Consider the following 20,995-nt stretch of genomic DNA (forward strand, 5'->3'; position numbering starts at 1 on the left):
ATAAAGAACAAATTTAAACAATGACTAAACAAACACTACAAATTATAAAAATAGGAGGTAATGTAATTAACAATGAAGAAGCATTATTTTCTTTTTTAAAGGATTTTTCAGAATTGAAGGGACCTAAAATTTTAGTTCATGGTGGAGGTAAAAAGGCCACTGAAGTTTCCTCTGCAATGGGTTTACAACCTAAAATGATAAACGGTAGGAGAGTAACAGATGAAGCAACAGTTGAAGTAGTAACAATGGTATATGCTGGTTTATTAAATAAGAAAATAACAGCAAAGTTGCAAGGTTTTGGGTGCAATGCAATGGGACTTTCAGGCACCGATGCCAACTGTATTTTGGCACATAAACGTATTGTAAAAGATATCGATTATGGTTTTGCGGGTGATGTTGATGCCGTTAATTCGGAAATTATAAATGTGCTATTACAAAATAATGTAACACCAGTTTTTTGTGCAATTACTCATGATAAAAAGGGGCAATTATTAAATACAAATGCAGATACAATAGCTTCTGAAGTATCAATAGGTATGAGTTCAATGTATAATACAGAATTAAATTTTGTGTTTGAATTAAAGGGTGTTTTAGAAAACATTGAAGATAAAGATTCTGTTATTAAAGAAATTAATTCTGAAAAATATGAAGAGTTAGTAGCTCGTGGAATTATTGCAGACGGAATGCTTCCAAAAATGCATAATTGTTTTAATTCATTAAAAAAAGGAGTAAGTAAAGTGAAAATTGGAGATGCTTCTTTAATAAAAAATTCAACAAAATTATATACAACATTAACAATATAAAACTTCGTTAAGTTAATATAGACGAAAATTTAAAGTAATTAACAATTAAAAATGATTGATCAATTAACAAAACAGGCTATTGAATTACTTAAAAAGTTGATTTCAAAGCAATCTTTTTCTGGAGAAGAAAATGAAACTGCATTATTGATTATGCAATGGTTTTCGCATCATGACATTAAGTTTGAAAGTGAAAAACACAATGTTTGGGCAATTAATAAATACTTCGACCCTTCTAAAAAAACAATATTACTAAATTCACATCACGATACGGTAAAACCAAATAAAGGGTATACGCGTGATCCTTTAAAAGCGGAAGTTTTAGATGGTAAGTTATATGGATTAGGAAGTAATGATGCCGGAGGATGTTTGGTTTCGTTGCTAGCAACCTTTACCTATTTTTATAATAGAGAAGATTTAAAATACAATTTTTTAATGGTTGCTTCAGCTGAAGAAGAAAATACGGGACCAAATGGATTACATAGTATTATACCCATATTGCCAGAAATTGATTTTGCTATTGTGGGCGAACCTACTTTAATGAATTTGGCTATCGCCGAAAAAGGTTTAATGGTACTAAATTGCGAAGCAAAAGGAACTTCGGGGCACGCAGCTCACGGTAATGCAGATAACGCCATTTATAACGCTATAGAAGATATTAATTGGTTTAAAACCTATGAATTTCCTAAAGTATCTGAAACACTTGGTAAAGTAAGAATGACAGTTACTCAAATAGAAGCAGGAAGTCAACACAACGTAATACCATCGAGCTGTAAATTTGTGGTAGATGTAAGAGTTACTGATGCATATAGCAACCAAGAGGTGTTTGAAATTGTTGAATCTAAGGTTAAATCAGAAGTTTGCCCAAGATCACAACGCTTAAACTCTTCGTCAATTCCAAAAGACCATCCAATTGTGTTGGCAGGCGTTAAATTAGGTAGAGAAACATATGGATCGCCAACCATTTCAGATCAAGCAATATTAACGTGTCCTTCATTAAAATTGGGGCCAGGAGAAAGTTTACGTTCGCATACGGCAGATGAGTTTATCTATGTTAGAGAAATTGAAGAAGGTGTGGATTTATATATTAAAATATTAGAAGAAATAGTATAATAATTGTTATTCTGAATGAAATGAATAATCTCCTCGGTTTGAGTGAGATATTTCACAATTGCTCAATATGACAATCAATAAAAACTAAACACAACAACTTAATACAATAATAATTATGAAACTTTGGGATAAGGGATTTTCAACCGATAAAAAAATAGATATTTTTACAGTTGGTAATGATAGGGAGTTAGATTTAATTTTGGCAAAGTATGATGTAATTGGAAATTTGGCTCATGCTAAAATGCTCCATAAAATAGGATTGCTTTCAAAGGAAGAAATTAATGCTTTGGAAGTTGAATTGAATGCAATTTTAAAAACTATTGAAGCTGGAGAGTTTACTATTGAAGATTCGTTTGAAGACGTGCACTCAAAAGTTGAGTTTATGCTAACTGAAAAGTTAGGTGATACCGGTAAAAAAATTCATACAGCACGTTCTAGAAACGACCAAGTTTTAGTTGATGTTCATTTGTATTTAAAAGATGCTTTAACTGAAATTAATGATGGTGTTGATGAATTATTTGATTTGTTAATTAAGTTAGCAGAACAATATAAAAATGTGCTATTACCGGGTTATACGCATTTACAAGTAGCAATGCCATCATCTTTTGGAATGTGGTTTTCAGCTTATGCAGAAACGTTGATTGATGATATTTACTTTTTAAAAGCGGCTTACAAAGTAGCAGATCAAAATCCGTTAGGTTCAGCTGCAGGTTATGGAAGTTCTTTTCCTATTGATAGAGATGAAACTACTAAATTATTAAATTTTGAAACATTGAAATTTAACTCGGTTGCGGCTCAAATGGGACGTGGGAAATTAGAAAAATCAGTTTCATTTGGTTTGAGTTCTGTTGCTGCTACGTTAGCAAAAATGAGTATGGATATTTGTTTGTATATGAGTCAGAATTTTAATTTCATTTCTTTTCCAGATGAATTAACAACTGGTTCTAGTATTATGCCACATAAAAAGAATCCAGATGTTTTTGAATTGATTCGAGGAAAGTGTAATAAACTTCAAGCCTTACCGATGGAATTTACAATGATTACCAATAATTTACCTAGTGGTTATCACAGAGATTTACAATTGTTAAAAGAGGGTTTAATTCCTTCATTTTCAACATTAAAAGCTTGTTTAGAAATGTTAACCTATTCGTTAAAAAATATTAAAGTTAGGGAAGATATTGTTGAAGAAGATAAATACTTGTATTTGTTTAGCGTTGAGGTAGTAAATGAACTAGTGCAAAACGGAACACCGTTTAGAGATGCTTATAAAATTGTTGGTAAAGATATTAACGATGGTAAATTTAATCCAGATAAAAAAGTAAAACATACGCATAAAGGAAGTGTAGGGAACTTATGTTTGGATGAAATTGTTGCCAAGAAAAATAAAGCATAAACAAAAAAGAGCCTAATTTAATTAGGCTCTTTTTTGTTTATTAATCAACTTTGAATAAATTTAAGTTGACGTAATTATTAATTTTATTGTCATTCTGAATGATAATGAAGAATCTCAAGTTAGTTAAACATAAATATTCTTTATTCAGTGTTAGTCCATTTTGAATAGCTTTAATCTGCGATAAACTTAAATCCTAAAGAAACAATACTAGAGCTTAATCCTGTATTTCTTTCGTAATTACTATATTTCAAGTCAACACTTTTTAAACCAAGTTTCCAAATTCTACGTTTTGTAAAAATATCAGTATAAGAAATTCCTAAACTATATTGGTTTGAATTAAATTCGGATAAATCGTAATCTGAAGTATAAAATTCATTCGTAGAAACTAATTCTTCATAAGGTGCAAAATAATCTGCAGCAGTTTGATTGTAATATCTATATGAAGGATAAATAGTAAACTTATCACTTAGTTTTATAGGCACTTCAAGACTAGCTGTATGAGATGAAATTCCCCAATCATCATAATAATAACGGTAATATGTTCTTAAAGAAACTACTTCATTTATATAATAATTAAAACGTGCTCCAACAGGTATTTTAAAACGAGTATCTGGCAAACGTTCAATATCATCAGCTAATTGAAAAACATCTGTATTCTCCTTTGAAGTGTAGTTAGAAATACTTGAAGCATTGCCTATATAATAATTATCTCTGTCTGAAAAATAAACACGTTGCATAGGGTTTGCTAACCAACCATCTTGTTGAATAATATCTGCAAAAATTGAAAATTGAGCTTTTTCACTAATAATTTGAGAAAAACTTAATGATAAAGAATACGTGTTTCTAGATTCATCTTCAATAAGTGTATTGTTTAAAGGACTCCATACATTTGAGCCGTTTTTATTAACTATATCTCCATCTTGGTCTAATATTTCAATACCACTAAAAAAGCCGTTATTTAAGTTTTGGTTAGCTTCTAAATATGAATCTATTTCGGTTGGAAAAACTGGTTGCCAAGAATCGAAATAGACATTTGCTTTCACTCCAATTTCGGTGTTTTTTTCGTTAAATAGCTTTGTTAAACTACCTCCAAATCCAAAAGATGTATAATCATATTCTTTAGAAACGCTTATATTTCCGTCTAAAATTGTATTTCTGTCATCAGAAGAATGACTGTAATTTGCAGTTAAATTAACCCAAGCATCAGATTGTGATGCTCCAGAAGATTCTACCCAAGGGCTTCCTCCACTTCCTGAACTATTATTATCATCATCGTGATCATCGTCATCATGTCCGTTATTATTTGAAGCTCCAGAAGCATCAAACGGATCTAAATTACTTGAAGACGCTGAACTATATGCTGAAATTGTTGCATCAATAGTTAAAACATCGTCATCATTTAAAGGAATAGAAACTGTTAAAGTACTTGCAATGTCTGTTAATTCTTCAGTCCCAATTCCACCTGTTACAGCGGCATTGTCTCCGTCTTGAGAATAGTAACTAGAAATAAAATCAACTTCGGTGTTTTCTAAAACCCTTTTTTTATAAGTTTTCTCTGCAGTTTTTTCTTGTGAGTAAGATGCAATTGAGAAAAGTGTAATTAAAATTAGTGTTATTTTTTTCATTATAAATATTTTTTAATTACAGCCGCAGCCTCCACCAGATTTTCCTCCGTTCGCACCAGAAGCAGCTTCACGATATACTTGTGCACTTGTTTCAAACTTCTCAATTTTTCTAGATGAAAGCACCATATCAGGATCGTTAATATATACTTTTTCATATTCTTTAACAGCAACACACGATGTTAAAGAAGTAATAGCTAATGCCATTAATCCCATTTTTTTTATCATATTTTATTTATATTAATATTGTTAGAGTAGTGAATGTTTCCTGTACCGTCTATAATAATACATTCAACTCCTTTTAGTTGATTTATTCTGTTTAATCCAACTTCTGTTCCCATAACAAAAATTGAAGTTGCTAGTGCGTCTGCAAGTTCAGCTTTAGGAGCAAAAACGGATGCGCTTATAATATTTATAGCTGGATAACCGGTTCTTGGATCAATAATATGTGTGTATCTAATATTGTTAAACGTTACATATTTCTCATAATTACCAGATGTAACAACCGCTTTATTGCTAATTGGTAAAGTAGCAAATGCAATGTTTTTATTCATAGGGTTGGTAATTGCAACCATCCATTCTTTTCCATTCGGCTGCTTTCCCCAAGTATTCATATCGCCAGAAGCATTTATAATTCCTGCTTTTACACCTTTTGAAATTAGTAGTTGTTTGGCTTTATCAGCTGCGTAACCCTTTCCAATTCCACCAAAACCGATTTTCATTCCTTTTTGTTTTAGAAAAACAGTTTTATTTTCTTTATTGAGAATTATATTCTGAAAACCAACTTTAGCAATAGAGTTTTTAATTTTATTTTCTGAAGGCATTGTTTTCATACTGCCATCAAACTTCCATATTTTATCCATAGAAGCGTAACTAATATCAAAAGCTCCGTCAGTTAATTTTGAAATAGCTATGGCACGTTCAATTAAATAAAATAATTCGTTACTAACTTTAATTGGTTTAATGCCTGCATTTTTATTTATTGCTGAAGTTTCAGAATTAGAATCCCAAGAGGAGATTTTTTTTTCAATTCGTGTTATTTCAGAAATAGCAGTGTTAATATGCATTGCAGCTTTGGCAGAATCACTTGCTACTACTGTAATATCAAATCTGCTTCCCATCAATTTTAAGGTGCGTTTTTGAGTGTGCTGTCCTAAAATAACGGTTGAAACTAATAAAGCAATATTTAATAGAAAACATTTTTTCATTTCTTTAGAACGAAGAAAGAGTGTTTATATATTCTTTTGGAGTCGTTTTTTTGTAACCTGTATTTCCTAAAACCTTTCCATTTTTATCAAGTACAACAACAAACGGAAAATAACCATTTAGATTATATTTTTCCATTAATTCTTTGTTGCTTTTAATTTGAGTTTCTGTGAGTTTGTTTTTCTTTTTTCTTGGAAAATCGGCCCTAAGCATTACAAAATTCTTATCGGCATATTTTTTAAATTCTTGTGTACTCCATATTTCTCTATCTAATTTAATACAGGGAGCGCACCAATCTGAACCCTGAAAAACTAAGACTATATTTTTATTTTCATTTGCAGAAATTTCTTTGGCTTCCTCCAAATTTGTTAGCCAATTTTGGGAAAACCCAGAAAAAGTAATTAAGACTAAAGCGTAGCTTAAAAATATTTTTTTCATATAAATGTATTTGTTGCTGAGATAGTTAAATGCTATTTTACCCCGCTTTTATGTTTAAGTAGTGTTATTTAACGAAAAAAAGATGGGAAAAGTATATTATTAATTACATAAATTCCATATAACTTCATTTGGAGTTGGTGCTGTAATTTCAATTTCTTCTTTACTAACGGGGTGTGTAAATTTAATTTTACGTGCATGTAAATGTATACTTGCATCTTTATTGCTTCTATTAAAACCGTATTTTAAATCACCTTTAATTGGACAACCAATGGAAGCTAATTGACAACGAATTTGATGATGTCTTCCAGTTTCTAAATCAACTTCTAATAAGTGATAATTGTCTAAGGATTTTAGTATTTTATAATGAAGAATTGCTTTTTTACTTCCTTCAATTTCAGAAGAATATGAAGTTGACTTATTGTTCTTTGGGTTCTTTCTTAAATATCCAATTAAAGTGTCTTGTTTCTTTTTTGGTTTCTGTTTTACAATGGCCCAATATGTTTTGTTAACAGTTTTATCGCGCAGCATTTTATTAAATCGTTCAAGCGATTTTGAAGTGCGAGCAAAAACTATAATTCCCGTTGTTGGTCGGTCCAATCGATGTACAACACCTAAAAAAACATTTCCAGGTTTGTTGTATTTGTTTTTTATGTATTCTTTAACAATTTCACTTAAAGGTTTGTCTCCAGTTTTATCGCCTTGAACAATATCTCCAGATTGTTTATTTACAACTATAAGATGATTATCTTCAAATAAGATGTTTAAGTTAGTTGCAGTTGAAGCCATTTTAAGAATTTAAATCTAAACCAGCGTTTATTTCATCAATATAATTAAGTAAATCTTCTTTTCCATTCGATGAAGTTGCAGAGGTAATAAAATATTTAGGCATTTCCTCCCAAACTGTACTGGTCATTATTTTTACATAGTTTTTTATGTTTCTATTTAGTTCAGAAATTTTCAACTTATCAGATTTTGTAAAAATAATACAAAAAGGAATTTCATTTTCGCCTAAAAACTCCATAAATTCCAAATCTATTTTTTGTGGTTCATGTCTGCAATCGACAAGTATAAAAGAGCAAATTAATTGTTCCCTTTGTAAAAAATAATTCTTTATAAAACTTTGAAATGTTTTTTTTACGCTTTTAGAAACTTTAGCATAACCGTAACCTGGTAAATCTACTAAAAACCAATTATTATTAATTTTAAAATGGTTTATAAGTTGTGTTTTACCGGGTCTTCCAGATGTTTTTGCTAACTTATTTTGTCCTGTTAGCATATTTATTAAAGAAGACTTCCCAACATTTGAACGTCCAATAAAAGCATACTCAGGTATTCTTTCTTTTGGGCATTTTGCCACGTCGGAATTGCTAATTACAAAACTAGCGGTATTTATTTTCATTGTTTAAAGATTTCGCTCTTTTAACCAGTTCTGAAGAATTTTATTAAACTCTTCTGGATGTTCCATCATTGGAACATGTCCACATTTATCAATCCAAAATAAATTTGCATCTGGTAAAAGTTTTTCAAAGTCAATTGCAACTTCAGGAGGTGTTACCGAATCATTTTTACCCCAAATAATGCAAGTTGGAACATTCATATCAGCTAAATCATTAGCCATATTATGTCTTATGGCACTTTTTGCAATGGCAAGTGTTCTAATAACTTTATGCCTGTCATTTACAGTGCTAAATACTTCGTCAACCATTTCTTTTGATGCAACTTGTGGATCGTAAAATACTTCTTGAGTTTTGGTTTCAATATATTCAAAGTTACTTCGCTTAGGAAACGTATCTCCCATAGATTTTTCATATAAGCCAGAGCTACCTGCAAGGACTAATCCCGCAACATTTTTCAAATTTAGTTTTGTAAAGTACAGAGCAATATGGCCACCTAATGAGTTTCCTAGAAGAATTGCTTTTTCAATTTTCTTGAACTCCATAAATTCTTTTAAAAACTTAGATAAGTTTCTAACATTTGTTTTTAAAAGAGGAAGCGTATAAATTGGAAGTTCAGGTATAATTACTTTGTAACCATTTTTTGAAAAATGATCTAATACACTATCAAAATTACTTAAGGTACCCATTAAGCCATGCAGCAATATTATTGGCTGTCCTTCACCGGCTTCAATGTAACTGAATTTCCCTTCTTTTTTAAGATTACTGCTCATTAAATTTTAAATTTTAAGCTTAGTGCAAAGGTAACTTTTTTTTCCAAAATACGACTTTTTTATCAATGTCTGAAATTAATTATTTAAAAACCTGGAAGTCAAAAAAATAACTATGAAATGGTATTGTGTGGTAAAAGTTATTAACAAAGTGGGTAAAAGTGGTTAAATGTGGGAAAAAATTTATATTTTTGAATTCATACTGAAACTATTATGGTAAATCTAATTGGAACATACGAAGGTAAAGCAGATGCTAAGGGCAGAATGCTTTTATCGGCTGCTTTAAAAAAGCAGTTGGCTCCGGTTTTGCAAGATGGTTTTGTGATCAAACGTTCTGTGTTTCAGCCTTGTTTGGAATTGTATCCAATGTCTGAGTGGAATATTTTAATGGCAAAGGTAAACAAGTTAAATAGGTTTGTGAAAAAAAATAATGACTTTATTAGAAGGTTTACTGCAGGTGTTAAAGTTGTAGAATTGGATGCTTCTGGAAGGTTATTAATTCCGAAAGATTTACAAGCATTTGCTGGTATTTCTAAAAATGTAGTTTTATCAACAGCGGTAAACATTGTTGAGATTTGGGATAAGGATAATTATGAAAATGTTATAGATAACTCAACTGATGATTTTGCCGATTTGGCGGAAGAAGTAATGGGTAATGAATCTGAAATTGATGTAAATGGAATATCATAATCCAGTATTATTGAAAGAAAGTGTTGATGGTTTAAATATTAAACCAAACGGAGTGTATGTAGATGTTACATTTGGTGGTGGTGGTCACTCTAGAGAGATTTTGAGTAGGCTTGGTGAAGAAGGTAGATTGTTTGCTTTTGATCAGGACGAAGATGCGCAAAGAAATAAAATTGAAGATTCAAGATTTACCTTAATTCCTCAAAATTTCAGATTTATAAAAAGGTATTTAAGGTTTTATGGAGTTAAAAAGGTTGATGGAATATTAGCTGATTTAGGTGTTTCCTCTCATCAATTTGATGAGGCTGAAAGAGGTTTTTCAACAAGGTTTGATGCAGATTTGGATATGAGAATGAATCAATCTGGTAAGTTATCGGCTTTTGAAGTTATTAACAATTACACGGAAGAGCAAATTAGTGCAATTCTGTTTCAATACAGTGAAATGAGAAATGCCCGTGCTATTGCTAAAAAAATTGTTGAAGCGAGAGATGAAAAAGAAATAAAAACAAGTTTTGAGTTAAAAGAGGTGTTAAGCCAATTTGTTCCGAAAGCTGTTGAGCATAAAATTTTAGCTCAAATATTCCAAGGAATTAGAATAGAGGTAAATCAAGAAATAGAAGTCTTAAAAGAGTTTTTACTTCAGGTGCCTGAATTATTAAATGAGCAAGGAAGGTTGAGTGTAATTTCATATCACTCCCTTGAAGATAGGCTTGTAAAGCGTTTTATTAGAAGTGGTTTGTTTGAAGGTGATCCAGAGAAGGATATGTTTGGGAATGTGGATGTGCCTATGAAAAAGGTGGGTAAATTGATTATTCCAAAAGCAGCAGAGGTAAAGTTAAATAATAGAGCTAGAAGTGCAAAACTTAGAATAGCAACTGTTGTATAATGTCAATAATTAAAACGAGCATATATAATTTATTGAAAGGTGAATTTTTAATAAGTAAAGATTCATTTAAGAATTGGAGATTTATCTTATTCGTAGTTGGCTTAATGTTAATGATGATTGCGAGTTCTCATAGTTCGGATAAAAAAGTGATGCAAATTGCGAAGCTTAAAAATGAGTTGAAAGAGTTAAGAGCAGAGTTTCTTGATACTAGGTCAATTTCAATGAAAATGAGATTAGAATCAACGGTTAGGGGTAAGGTTTTAGAATCAGGTATTAAACCTAGTGAAAAACCTCCACAAGTAATAAAAGTAATTACAAGTAAAAAATAGAAAGTTGGGAGTAACTAAAAAAGGTATTTTAAATAAATTGTACGTGGTGTGTTTTTGCATTGCGCTTTTTTTAGTTGCAATAATTTTAAGACTTACTAATATTCAATTTTCTGAAGGAGATAAATATAGAAATCTTTCTGAAAAATTAACTTTAAGGAATGACACCATATATGCAAATAGAGGTAGTGTTTTTGCGGCGGACGGTAGTTTATTGGCTACTTCAATGTCTCAATATGAAATTCGAATGGATGCTTATACTGTTGATGGTGAAGTTTTTGAGAAGAATATAAGAAGTTTATCCAATGAGTTAGCAAAAATGCTAGGTAATTCTAGTGCAGCTTGGGAGCGCAAAATTAGAAAAGCAAGAAATTCAAAAAATAGGTATTTGTTTATTGCCAGGAAATTGGGGTATTCTGAGTATATAAAAATAAAAAGTTTTCCAATTTTTAATTTGGGAATGTATAAAGGTGGTTTTATTGCGGAGCAGTCTACAGTTAGAGCGCATCCATTAGGAAAGGTTGCAGAAAGAACTATTGGCTATGATGATTATAGAGGTGCTCCTGGAATTGAAGGTGCTTATAGAAAATTTTTGATAGGGAAGAATGGGTTAAGAATGAAGCAAAAAATTGCAAAAGGACAATGGAAACCTATTAATGATAGAAATGAAAAAGAGCCAATCAATGGTAAAGATATTGTTACTACAATTGATGTTAATATACAAGATATAGCTCATCATTCGTTATTGAGACAGTTAGAATATTACAACGCCGAGCACGGTTGCGTTGTTGTTATGGAAACTAAAACGGGTGAGATTAAGGCTATTTCAAACTTAGGAAGAAGCAGCGAGGGAAAGTATTACGAAAAACGAAATTATGCTGTATATGAATCTCACGAACCGGGTTCAGCATTTAAATTAATGTCTATGGTTGCAGCTTTGGAGGCTAAAGTAATTGATACAAGTACTATTGTAGATACAGGTAATGGAAGGTATAGGTTGTATGGAAGGTATATTAATGATTCTAAGAGAGGTGGTTATGGTAAAATTTCAGCTGCAAGAGCTTTGGAGGTGTCTTCAAATATTGCTTTTGCGCGGTTAATAGAAGAAAATTTTGGCGAAAAACCAGAGAGATTTATTAATTCATTGTATGCAATGAATTTAAATGAGAAATTAGGTTTGCCAATAAAAGGAGAGGGAGAGCCATTGATTCCAGGCCCTAATCATAGTTTATGGAGTAAAAATGCATTGCCTTCTATTGCGTATGGATATAATTTAAAATTAACTCCGTTGCAAACCTTAACTTTTTATAACGCTATTGCAAATAATGGTGAAATGGTTAAGCCAAGATTTGTTAAAGAAATTAGATCGTGGAATAAACATGTTAAATCTTTTGATAAAGAAGTTATCAATAAGTCTATTTGCTCAAAAGAGACTGTTAGTAAGATACAAGAGATTTTAAAAAATGTTGTTTATAGGGGTACTGGTAGAAAGTTGTATTCAGAAGATTTTTCAATGGCAGGTAAAACAGGGACAGCACGTGTTGAGTATGGAAATTATTCCGAATGGCTTAAAGATAAAAAATACATTTCATCGTTTACTGGATATTTTCCTGCTGAAAGCCCTAAGTATTCTTGCATTGTGGTGATTCATAAACCAGATACCAAAACTGGATTTTATGGTGCAGATGTTTCTGGACCTGTTTTTAAAGATATAGCTCAGAAAATATATTCAAACAATCATATAATTAATAAGATTGATAACGTTGCGCCTAATTTTGAAAGTGTAAAATCAAACTTTGAGGCATATTATGCAAAATCTAATAAAGAATTTAATTCAATCCCAAATGTAAAAGGAATGGCGGCTATGGACGCCATTTCTTTACTTGAAAATATGGGTTTAAAAGTCAATTTTTCAGGAGTTGGAAAAGTGGTAGAACAATCTCAAAAAGAGGGTGAAAAATTAGTAAAAGGATCAACAATAGTAATAAAGTTATCTTAATTGAAAATAGTTAAAGACATATTATATAAGGTTTCAATTAAAGCGGTGCACGGCAGCACGGATAGAGCTTTTAATGAAATCCAATTCGACTCTCGAAAGGTGGGTAACAATGATTTGTTTCTTGCTCAAAAAGGTGTTGTTTTTGATGGGCATAAATTTATTGAAAAGGCAATAGAGTTAGGTGCAAATACTATTGTTTGTGAAGTTTTACCTGAGAATATTAATAAAAACATAGTTTATATTCAAGTTAAAGATTCTGATGAAGCACTAGCTATTATGGCTTCTAATTTTTATGATAATCCTTCTGCTAATTTAACATTGGTTGGGGTTACTGGTACAAATGGAAAAACTACAATTGCTACTTTATTATATAATTTATTTCAAAAAGCAGGATATAAAGTTGGTCTTTTGTCTACAGTAAAAGTTTTAGTAGATAAATTACAATTTGAGGCCACACATACTACACCAAATTCGTTGGTTATTAATAGGTATTTAAAACAGATGGTAGAAACTGGTGTGGATTACTGTTTTATGGAGGTTAGTTCACATGGTATTCATCAAAAAAGAACTGAAGGATTAAAATTTAACGGAGGTGTCTTTACAAATTTAACACATGACCATTTAGATTATCATAATTCTTTTAAGGAGTATAGAGACGTAAAAAAATCATTTTTTGATAATTTATCTAAAGATGCATTTGCGCTTGTAAATGTTGATGATAAAAATGGTTCGGTTATGGTCCAAAACTCATCAGCCAAAAAGTATACATATGCTCAAAAAACAATGGCCGATTTTAAAGTTAGGATTCTTGAAAATCAATTTTCTGGATTGCTATTAAGTATAAATAATAATGAAGTTTGGACAAAGCTTATAGGGAGTTTTAACGCATATAACTTGGTGGCAGTTTTTGGGGTTTCTCAAATTTTAGGATTGGAGGAAGTAGAAGCATTAAGAATTATAAGTGAGTTAGAGAATGTAAGTGGTAGGTTTCAACATTTTATTTCAGAAGAAGGTGTAACAGCAATAATTGATTATGCACATACACCAGACGCTTTAAAAAATGTGTTAGAAACAATAAATGATATTAGAACCGGAAACGAACAAGTTATTACCGTTGTGGGATGCGGTGGAGATCGAGATAAAGCTAAACGTCCTATTATGGGACGTATAGCATCTCAATTAAGTTCTCAAGTTGTATTTACTTCAGATAATCCTAGGTCTGAAGATCCTCAAGTGATATTAAATGAAATAGAAGTGGGAGTTGATGCTGAAAATTATAAGAAAACCCTAACAGTATTAGATAGAGAGCAAGCTATAAAAACTGCTGCTAAACTAGCTAAAAGAGGTGATATTATTTTAATTGCTGGTAAAGGGCACGAAACATATCAAGAAGTAAAAGGAATTCGTTCAAATTTTGACGATTTTGAAAAGGTATCACAATTTTTAAATGCTATAGAAAAATAAAGAGATGTTATATTATTTATTTGATTTTTTAGAAAGACAGTACGATTTAGCAGGAGCAGGATTGTTTCAGTATATCTCTTTTCGTTCAGCGTTGGCTTTTATTGGATCTTTGTTAATTTCTACTATATATGGAAAACAGATAATTAGTTTTTTACAGCGTAAGCAAGTTGGTGAGTCTGTAAGAGATTTAGGGTTAGATGGTCAAGTTGAAAAAGCAGGAACTCCTACAATGGGTGGAGTTATCATTATTCTGGCAACTTTAATTCCGGTATTATTATTATCTAAATTAGATAATGTTTATATCATAATTTTATTAGTTACAACAGTTTGGATGGGGGCTATTGGATTTGTAGATGATTATATAAAAATATTCAAGAAAAATAAAGATGGTTTAAAAGGAAGGTTTAAAGTGTTGGGTCAAGTAACTCTTGGATTGTTTGTAGGAGCTATGTTATTTTTTCATCCAGATGTAACAATGAAGGAAAAACTACCAGAAAAATTGCAATATGTTACAGAAGAAGGTGTTCCAGTTTTATTTGGAGAGGCTGAGAAATCGACTAAAACAACCATTCCGTTTTTAAAAAATAACGAACTCGATTATGCAGCAGCTTTTGATTGGATTGGAGATGGTTTAAGAGATTATGCTTGGTTGTTATTTATACCAATTGTAATATTTATTATAACAGCGGTTTCAAATGGAGCAAATTTAACTGATGGAATAGATGGTTTGGCGGCTGGGACTTCAGCAATAATTGTGCTCACTTTGGGGATTTTTGCTTGGGTGTCTGGAAATATCATTTTTGCAGATTATTTAGATGTTATGTATATACCAAACTCTGGAGAAATGACCATTTTTATTGCGGGTTTTGTAGGTGCTTTAGTTGGGTTTTTATGGTATAATACGTATCCGGCACAAGTGTTTATGGGTGATACCGGAAGTTTAACAATAGGAGGAATAATTGCAGTATTGGCCATATCGGTTAGAAAAGAGTTGTTAATTCCAATTTTGGCAGGAATATTTTTAATTGAAAATTTATCTGTGATTATGCAAGTAAGTTATTTTAAATATACAAAAAAAAGATTTGGTGAAGGAAGGCGAATTTTTAAAATGTCACCGTTACATCATCATTATCAAAAATCGGGCTATCATGAGAGTAAAATTGTAACTCGATTTTGGATTGTTGGTATTATGTTGGCTGTGTTTACAATAGTAACATTAAAGTTGAGATAAATGAAGCTAGTTGTGCTTGGAGCGGGAGAAAGCGGTGTAGGAACTGCTATTTTGGGTAAACAAAAAGGATATAAAGTTTTTGTTTCGGATAAAGGTACAATTGCTGAAAAATATAAAAAAGTTCTTTTAAATAATAATATTTCTTTTGAAGAAGGAATACATACTGAAGCCAAAATATTTGATTCGGATGTGGTTATGAAAAGTCCAGGAATACCAGACAAAGCTCCTTTAATAGTTGAGTTAAAACAAAAAGGTATTCGAGTAATTTCAGAGATTGAGTTTGCATCTAAATATACGAACGGAATAATAGTAGGTATAACGGGTTCAAATGGTAAAACAACCACAACAATGTTGGTGAATCATATTCTAACTCAAGCCAATTTAAACGTTGGAATGGGAGGAAATATTGGAGAAAGTTTTGCAGAACAAGTTGCGGAACATCATTTTGATATTCATGTATTGGAACTGAGTAGTTTTCAATTAGATGGCATCGAAAAGTTTGCGCCACATATAGCGATAATCACAAACATTTCTCCAGATCATTTGGATAGATATGAGTATAAGTATGAAAATTACATCAATTCTAAATTTAGAATAACCGAAAATCAGACAGAAAATGATTTTTTGATTTATGATGCTGATGATGAAGAGATTATAAAATATTTGAGTAAAAATAAAGTGAAAGCGACTTTGCTGCCTTTTTCATTAACAAAAAAAGTAAAGCAAGGAGCCTATATAAAAGATAAAAACATAATAATAAAATATAAAAACGAAGAAACAATAATGGGTATATCAACTTTAGCATTAAAGGGTAAACATAATACAAAAAATGCAATGGCAGCAGCCATGACTGCCTCGTTATTAAAGGTTAGAAAAGACTTAATTAGAGAAAGTTTGGAAGATTTTGAAGGTGCAGAACATAGACTTGAACCTGTTTTGAAAATAAATGGTGTGCATTACATTAATGATTCGAAAGCGACAAATGTTAATGCAACATATTATGCACTTGATAGTGTAAAAACTCCTACAGTTTGGATTGTAGGTGGTGTGGATAAAGGAAATGATTATTTGGATTTAATGCCAATGGTTAGAGAGAAAGTGAAAGCAATTATTTGTTTGGGTGTTGAAAATAAGAAAATAATTCAAACATTTAATAATGTAGTTGATCTAATTGTTGAAACAGCAGGAGCCGAAGAAGCTGTTAAGGTTGCGTATAAAATTGCTGAAAAAGGAGATACTGTTTTATTATCTCCAGCTTGTGCAAGTTTTGATTTATTTGAAAATTACGAAGATAGAGGTAATCAATTTAAAAAGGCTGTAAGAGAGCTATAAATGAAAAGTATATTAAAAAATATTGAAGGAGATCGCACTATTTGGGCTATTGTAGGATTTATGGCTATTTTGTCATTTATGCCTGTATATAGTGCAAGTACAAATTTAGTGTATGTTGCAAATTCAGGAACAACAACATATCACCTAATTAAACATGTAGTGCTACTTTTTTTTGGTTTTTTAATTATATACGGAGTTCATAAAATACCATATCGTTTTTTTAGTGGAGGATCGGTTTTAATGTTACCAATAGTAATTGTTTTATTAATTGTTACATTGGCTAAAGGAACAACAATTGGAGGTGCCAACGCAAGTAGATGGATTCAGATTCCAATTATTGGAATCGGATTTCAAACATCTACATTGGCAGGCTTAGTGCTAATGGTTTATGTTTCAAGATATTTAGCTAGAAATAAAGATAAAATAATAATTTTTAAAGAAAGTTTGTGGCAATTGTGGTTGCCCGTTGCGGTTACTTTAGCATTTATTTTACCAGCAAACTTTTCAACAACAGCCATAATATTTACTATGATTTTGTTGTTAACATTTATTGGTGGGTACCCATTTAAATACTTGGCTTCAATTTTAGGTTTAGGAATTGTTGCCTTGGCTTTGTTTATTCTAACAGCAAAAGCATTTCCTAACGTAATGCCAAACCGTGTTGATACTTGGATTAGTAGAATAGAAAACTTTTCAGATAAAAATGCTGAAGAGGGCTATCAGGTAGAAAAAGCCAAAATAGCAATAGCAAGTGGAGGTTTGCAAGGACGTGGCCCAGGAAAAAGTGTTCAAAAAAACTTTTTACCGCAATCATCATCCGATTTTATTTTTGCAATTATAGTAGAAGAGTATGGATTAATATTTGGAGCACTAACAGTAATTTTAATGTATTTTTTATTGCTATTTAGAATTTTAGTAGCTGCAAAAAAAGCAACAACAATATTTGCAACTTTACTAATAATTGGAGTTGGCTTACCTATTATTTTTCAAGCAATTATTAATATGGCTGTAGCGGTAAATTTATTTCCAGTAACTGGCCAAACATTGCCATTAATAAGTAGTGGAGGAACATCCATTTGGATGACATGTTTTGCAATAGGAATTATTTTAAGTGTAACAGCCGATAAAGAGAAAATTATAAATTCAGAAACTGAAGAAAATCCTTTAGATATTTTACATGAAGCAATCGATTAACATAATATTGAGTGGTGGTGGTACCGGAGGTCACATTTATCCGGCTGTTTCAATAGCTAATGAGCTAAAGGAAAAATACCCTAATGCAAAATTTTTATTTGTTGGAGCTAAGGATAGAATGGAAATGGAGAAAGTACCGCAAGCTGGTTATGAAATAGAAGGTTTATGGATTTCTGGACTACAAAGAAAATTAACATTAAAAAACTTGGCCTTTCCATTTAAATTATTGAGTAGTTTGTGGAATGCTTTTAAAATTATAAAAAAGTTTAAACCAACTGTGGTAATTGGAACTGGTGGATTTGCAAGTGGACCAACACTTTATGCAGCAAGTATAAAGGGCGTAAAAACATTAATTCAGGAGCAAAATTCATATCCAGGAATTACAAATAAATTACTTAGTAAAAAAGCCAATAAAATATGTGTTGCTTATGAAGGTCTTGAACGCTTTTTCCCATCGGATAAGATTATTAAAACAGGTAATCCAGTTCGTCAAGATTTGTTAAAAGTCGATAATTTAAGAGACGAAGCTATTTCATTTTTTGGATTGAATTCAGCTAAAAAAACCTTAGTTATAATTGGAGGGAGTTTAGGAGCACGTGCCGTTAATAATTTAATTGAAAAGCATATTAAATGGTTAGTTGAAAATGAAATTCAGGTTATTTGGCAAACGGGGAAATTATATTATGAAGAGTTTAAAAAATATGATGATTTAGAAGGTGTGAAAACATATGCTTTTTTAAATAGAATGGACTTAACTTATGCAGCTGCGGATATTTTAATAAGTAGAGCAGGAGCTAGTTCAATTTCCGAATTATGCATTGTTGGTAAACCAGTAATTTTTATTCCGTCGCCAAATGTTGCCGAAGATCACCAAACAAAAAATGCCTTATCTGTGGTAAATAAAAATGCGGCATTATTATTAAGGGAGTCGGAATTAGAAATGTTTAAAACTATGTTTTCTGAATTGATTAATGACGAAATTTTGAGCGAAAAATTAAGTAAAAACATAAAGAAATTGGCGTTGCCAAATGCAACAAAGGATATTGTAAAAGAAATTGAAAAATTAATTATTAGTTAGTTGAATTTAAATAATATACATAACGTTTATTTTGTTGGAGTCGGAGGAATCGGAATGAGTGCTATTGCCATTTATTTTAATAGTTGTGGGAAAAATGTCGCTGGATACGACAAAACACCTAGCGAAATCACTACTAATTTACAAAACAAAGGGATTGTAATTCATTTTGAAGATTCAATAGATTTTATTCCCGAATCATTTAAAAATAAAGAACAAACAATTGTTGTTTATACTCCAGCAATTCCAAACAACCATAAAGAGTTAAATTATTTTATAGATAATAATTTTAAAGTTCTAAAGCGTTCAGAAATTTTAGGCGAAATAACTAAAAATACAATTTGTTTAGCCGTTGCAGGAACTCATGGTAAAACAACTACATCAACAATTTTAGGGCATATTTTAAAAGAAGCCAATGTGAAATCAACTTCTTTTTTAGGAGGTATTTCTGAAAATTATAATTCAAATTTAATTCTTGGAGGTGATGAGGTTTCCGTTGTTGAAGCCGATGAATTTGATCGATCGTTTTTAAAGCTCTCTCCAAATATTGCTTGCATTACCTCAATGGATGCAGATCATTTGGATATTTACGGTGAGCATTCTGAATTAGAAAAATCATTTAAAGAATTTGCAAATAAAGTTTCAGACAAATTAATAGTAAAAAAAGGACTTCCAATTAAAGGGCAAACTTTTGGTTTGGAAGAAGGAGCCGATTTTGACGCTTACAATATTAGAATAGAAAATGGAGCGTATATTTTTGATGTTAAAACACCTATTGAAGATTTTAAAAATGCGAAGATATATTTACCAGGAAAACATAATGTGCTAAATGCGGTGGCAGCTTTGGCAATGGCAAATAGTTACGGTATAACATTACCTGTCATTGCTAAAGCTTTACTTTCATTTAAGGGAATAAAAAGACGTTTTTCATATAAAATTAACACTCCAAATTTAGTTTTAATTGATGATTATGCGCATCATCCAACAGAAATAAATGCAGTAGTTGATTCTGTAAAAGAAATGTACCCAAATAAAAAGGTTTTAGGTGTGTTTCAACCACATTTATATAGCAGAACAAGAGATTTTATTAATGACTTTGCTAAGAGTTTATCTAGGTTTAATGAATTAATATTACTCGATATTTACCCTGCAAGAGAATTGCCAATAAAAGATGTTAATTCTAATTGGTTACTAGAGAAAATATCTATTAAAAATAAACAAATATCTTCTAAAGAAAATTTAGTAGAAAATATATTAAAATCGAAATCGGAAATTGTCGTTGTAATAGGAGCAGGTGACATTGGAGAAATGGTAGAATCAATTAAAAATAGTTTAACAATTGAAAATTAATTGGAATTACATAAAGGGCTTATTTCTACTGGGTTTAGTAGTGTTTTTATATGGGTTTGCTCATCATAAACATAGTGGTAAAAAAGTAACGGATATTAACGTGGAATTTAAGCAAGGAGATAACCTTTTTATGAATTATGAAATGGTTAATAAATTGTTAATACAAAATGGAAAGTCGGTTAAAAATGAAGCAAAAACTGTTATAGATTTACAAAAACTGGAAAATAATGTGCGATCACATTCAATGGTGGAAAACGCATCGGTTTTTTTAACGGTTGATGGTTTGTTGAAAACTGTAATAAAACAACGAACTCCAATAGCAAGAGTCATATCTAATAATAGAAGTTATTATATTGATAAACAGGCAAAAAAAATGCCATTATCAAATAATCACTCGGCCAGAGTTATGTTAATTTCTGGAGATATTAATGATAATGATATTGCTCAAATTTATGTGTTGGTTTCAAAAATTTTAAGCGATGATTTTTTGAAAAAACAAATAATTGGAGGTCGAAAAACAGCTAACAACGAGTATGTTTTAAGTATGCGAGTTGGAGAACAGGAAATTGAAATAGGCGAAATTGAGAATTTAGATTCAAAATTTAAAAACTTAAAAGCCTTTTTTAATAAAACCATGACAGATAAAACTATAGATAGTTATACATCAATAAATTTAAAATACAACAACCAGGTTGTTTGCACAAAAAAGTAAGGT

At 30.9% G+C, this 20,995-nt stretch carries 21 protein-coding genes; 14 read left to right on the forward strand and 7 right to left on the reverse strand.

The window, feature by feature from the left end:
• Positions 1 to 20 precede the first annotated feature (20 nt).
• The 3 genes from argB to argH all read left to right on the forward strand — a co-directional run bounded on the left by argB (position 21) and on the right by argH (position 3,306).
• Entirely contained in the window at positions 21 to 803 is a 783-nt protein-coding gene (gene argB, locus Q0776_RS06790) for an acetylglutamate kinase (protein ID WP_298366306.1), read from the forward strand.
• Positions 804 to 854: 51 nt separating this feature from the next.
• A complete protein-coding gene (locus Q0776_RS06795) occupies positions 855 to 1,913 on the forward strand; it encodes a M20 family metallo-hydrolase (RefSeq protein ID WP_298366308.1) in 1,059 nt (352 codons plus the stop codon).
• 115 nt (positions 1,914 to 2,028) lie between these two features.
• Complete coding sequence (gene argH / locus Q0776_RS06800) at positions 2,029 to 3,306, forward strand: argininosuccinate lyase (protein WP_298366310.1); 1,278 nt, start codon at positions 2,029 to 2,031, stop codon at positions 3,304 to 3,306.
• A gap of 170 nt (positions 3,307 to 3,476) precedes the next feature.
• Here the strand turns inward: argH and Q0776_RS06805 are convergent, their stop codons facing one another.
• The 7 genes from Q0776_RS06805 to Q0776_RS06835 form a co-directional block, all read right to left on the reverse strand.
• Positions 3,477 to 4,931, reverse strand: a complete 1,455-nt coding sequence (locus Q0776_RS06805) for a DUF3570 domain-containing protein (protein WP_298366312.1) — start codon at positions 4,929 to 4,931, stop codon at positions 3,477 to 3,479.
• A gap of 12 nt (positions 4,932 to 4,943) precedes the next feature.
• Positions 4,944 to 5,156 carry a DUF4266 domain-containing protein gene (locus Q0776_RS06810; RefSeq protein ID WP_298366314.1) on the reverse strand — a complete coding sequence of 71 codons (213 nt, stop codon included), beginning with the start codon at positions 5,154 to 5,156 and terminating at the stop codon, positions 4,944 to 4,946.
• Positions 5,153 to 6,136, reverse strand: a complete 984-nt coding sequence (locus Q0776_RS06815) for an FAD:protein FMN transferase (protein ID WP_298366316.1) — start codon at positions 6,134 to 6,136, stop codon at positions 5,153 to 5,155. Before Q0776_RS06815 ends, Q0776_RS06810 begins: the two co-directional genes overlap by 4 nt.
• Positions 6,137 to 6,140: 4 nt before the next feature.
• Positions 6,141 to 6,572, reverse strand: coding sequence for a thioredoxin family protein (locus tag Q0776_RS06820; protein WP_298366319.1), 432 nt, complete (start codon positions 6,570 to 6,572; stop codon positions 6,141 to 6,143).
• 99 nt (positions 6,573 to 6,671) lie between these two features.
• A complete protein-coding gene (locus Q0776_RS06825; RefSeq protein ID WP_298366322.1) occupies positions 6,672 to 7,358 on the reverse strand; it encodes an RluA family pseudouridine synthase in 687 nt (228 codons plus the stop codon).
• A gap of 1 nt (position 7,359) precedes the next feature.
• Positions 7,360 to 7,971: a ribosome biogenesis GTP-binding protein YihA/YsxC gene (gene yihA, locus Q0776_RS06830; RefSeq protein WP_298366325.1), complete on the reverse strand. Its 612-nt coding sequence runs from the start codon at positions 7,969 to 7,971 to the stop codon at positions 7,360 to 7,362.
• A gap of 3 nt (positions 7,972 to 7,974) precedes the next feature.
• On the reverse strand, positions 7,975 to 8,739 hold the full coding sequence (locus tag Q0776_RS06835) for an alpha/beta hydrolase (protein ID WP_298366327.1): 765 nt from the start codon (positions 8,737 to 8,739) through the stop codon (positions 7,975 to 7,977).
• Positions 8,740 to 8,949: 210 nt separating this feature from the next.
• Between Q0776_RS06835 and mraZ the strand changes: the two genes are divergently transcribed.
• Genes mraZ through Q0776_RS06890 form a run of 11 tightly spaced genes read left to right on the forward strand, consistent with a single transcriptional unit; the run spans position 8,950 to position 20,992 of the window.
• Positions 8,950 to 9,426, forward strand: coding sequence for a division/cell wall cluster transcriptional repressor MraZ (gene mraZ / locus Q0776_RS06840; protein WP_298366329.1), 477 nt, complete (start codon positions 8,950 to 8,952; stop codon positions 9,424 to 9,426).
• The gene (rsmH, locus tag Q0776_RS06845) at positions 9,413 to 10,309 is read left to right on the forward strand and encodes a 16S rRNA (cytosine(1402)-N(4))-methyltransferase RsmH (protein ID WP_298366331.1); all 897 of its coding nucleotides are present in this window, start codon (positions 9,413 to 9,415) and stop codon (positions 10,307 to 10,309) included. Before mraZ ends, rsmH begins: the two co-directional genes overlap by 14 nt.
• Positions 10,309 to 10,638, forward strand: a complete 330-nt coding sequence (locus Q0776_RS06850) for an FtsL-like putative cell division protein (protein ID WP_366138950.1) — start codon at positions 10,309 to 10,311, stop codon at positions 10,636 to 10,638. The genes rsmH and Q0776_RS06850 overlap by 1 nt, the downstream gene beginning before the upstream one ends.
• Positions 10,639 to 10,642: 4 nt before the next feature.
• Entirely contained in the window at positions 10,643 to 12,634 is a 1,992-nt protein-coding gene (locus Q0776_RS06855) for a penicillin-binding protein (RefSeq protein WP_298366333.1), read from the forward strand.
• On the forward strand, positions 12,635 to 14,098 hold the full coding sequence (locus tag Q0776_RS06860; RefSeq protein WP_298366335.1) for a UDP-N-acetylmuramoyl-L-alanyl-D-glutamate--2,6-diaminopimelate ligase: 1,464 nt from the start codon (positions 12,635 to 12,637) through the stop codon (positions 14,096 to 14,098). It begins immediately after the preceding gene.
• A gap of 4 nt (positions 14,099 to 14,102) precedes the next feature.
• Entirely contained in the window at positions 14,103 to 15,329 is a 1,227-nt protein-coding gene (mraY, locus tag Q0776_RS06865; protein ID WP_298366337.1) for a phospho-N-acetylmuramoyl-pentapeptide-transferase, read from the forward strand.
• Entirely contained in the window at positions 15,330 to 16,661 is a 1,332-nt protein-coding gene (gene murD / locus Q0776_RS06870) for a UDP-N-acetylmuramoyl-L-alanine--D-glutamate ligase (protein ID WP_298366339.1), read from the forward strand.
• Positions 16,662 to 17,855 carry an FtsW/RodA/SpoVE family cell cycle protein gene (locus tag Q0776_RS06875; RefSeq protein WP_298366341.1) on the forward strand — a complete coding sequence of 398 codons (1,194 nt, stop codon included), beginning with the start codon at positions 16,662 to 16,664 and terminating at the stop codon, positions 17,853 to 17,855.
• On the forward strand, positions 17,839 to 18,933 hold the full coding sequence (gene murG, locus Q0776_RS06880) for an undecaprenyldiphospho-muramoylpentapeptide beta-N-acetylglucosaminyltransferase (RefSeq protein ID WP_298366343.1): 1,095 nt from the start codon (positions 17,839 to 17,841) through the stop codon (positions 18,931 to 18,933). The genes Q0776_RS06875 and murG overlap by 17 nt, the downstream gene beginning before the upstream one ends.
• A complete protein-coding gene (gene murC / locus Q0776_RS06885; protein ID WP_298366345.1) occupies positions 18,934 to 20,280 on the forward strand; it encodes a UDP-N-acetylmuramate--L-alanine ligase in 1,347 nt (448 codons plus the stop codon).
• Positions 20,270 to 20,992, forward strand: a complete 723-nt coding sequence (locus Q0776_RS06890; protein ID WP_298366347.1) for a cell division protein FtsQ — start codon at positions 20,270 to 20,272, stop codon at positions 20,990 to 20,992. Before murC ends, Q0776_RS06890 begins: the two co-directional genes overlap by 11 nt.
• Positions 20,993 to 20,995: the final 3 nt, after the last annotated feature.

The organism is uncultured Lutibacter sp. (genome assembly GCF_947495725.1).
GTDB lineage: Bacteria > Bacteroidota > Bacteroidia > Flavobacteriales > Flavobacteriaceae > Lutibacter.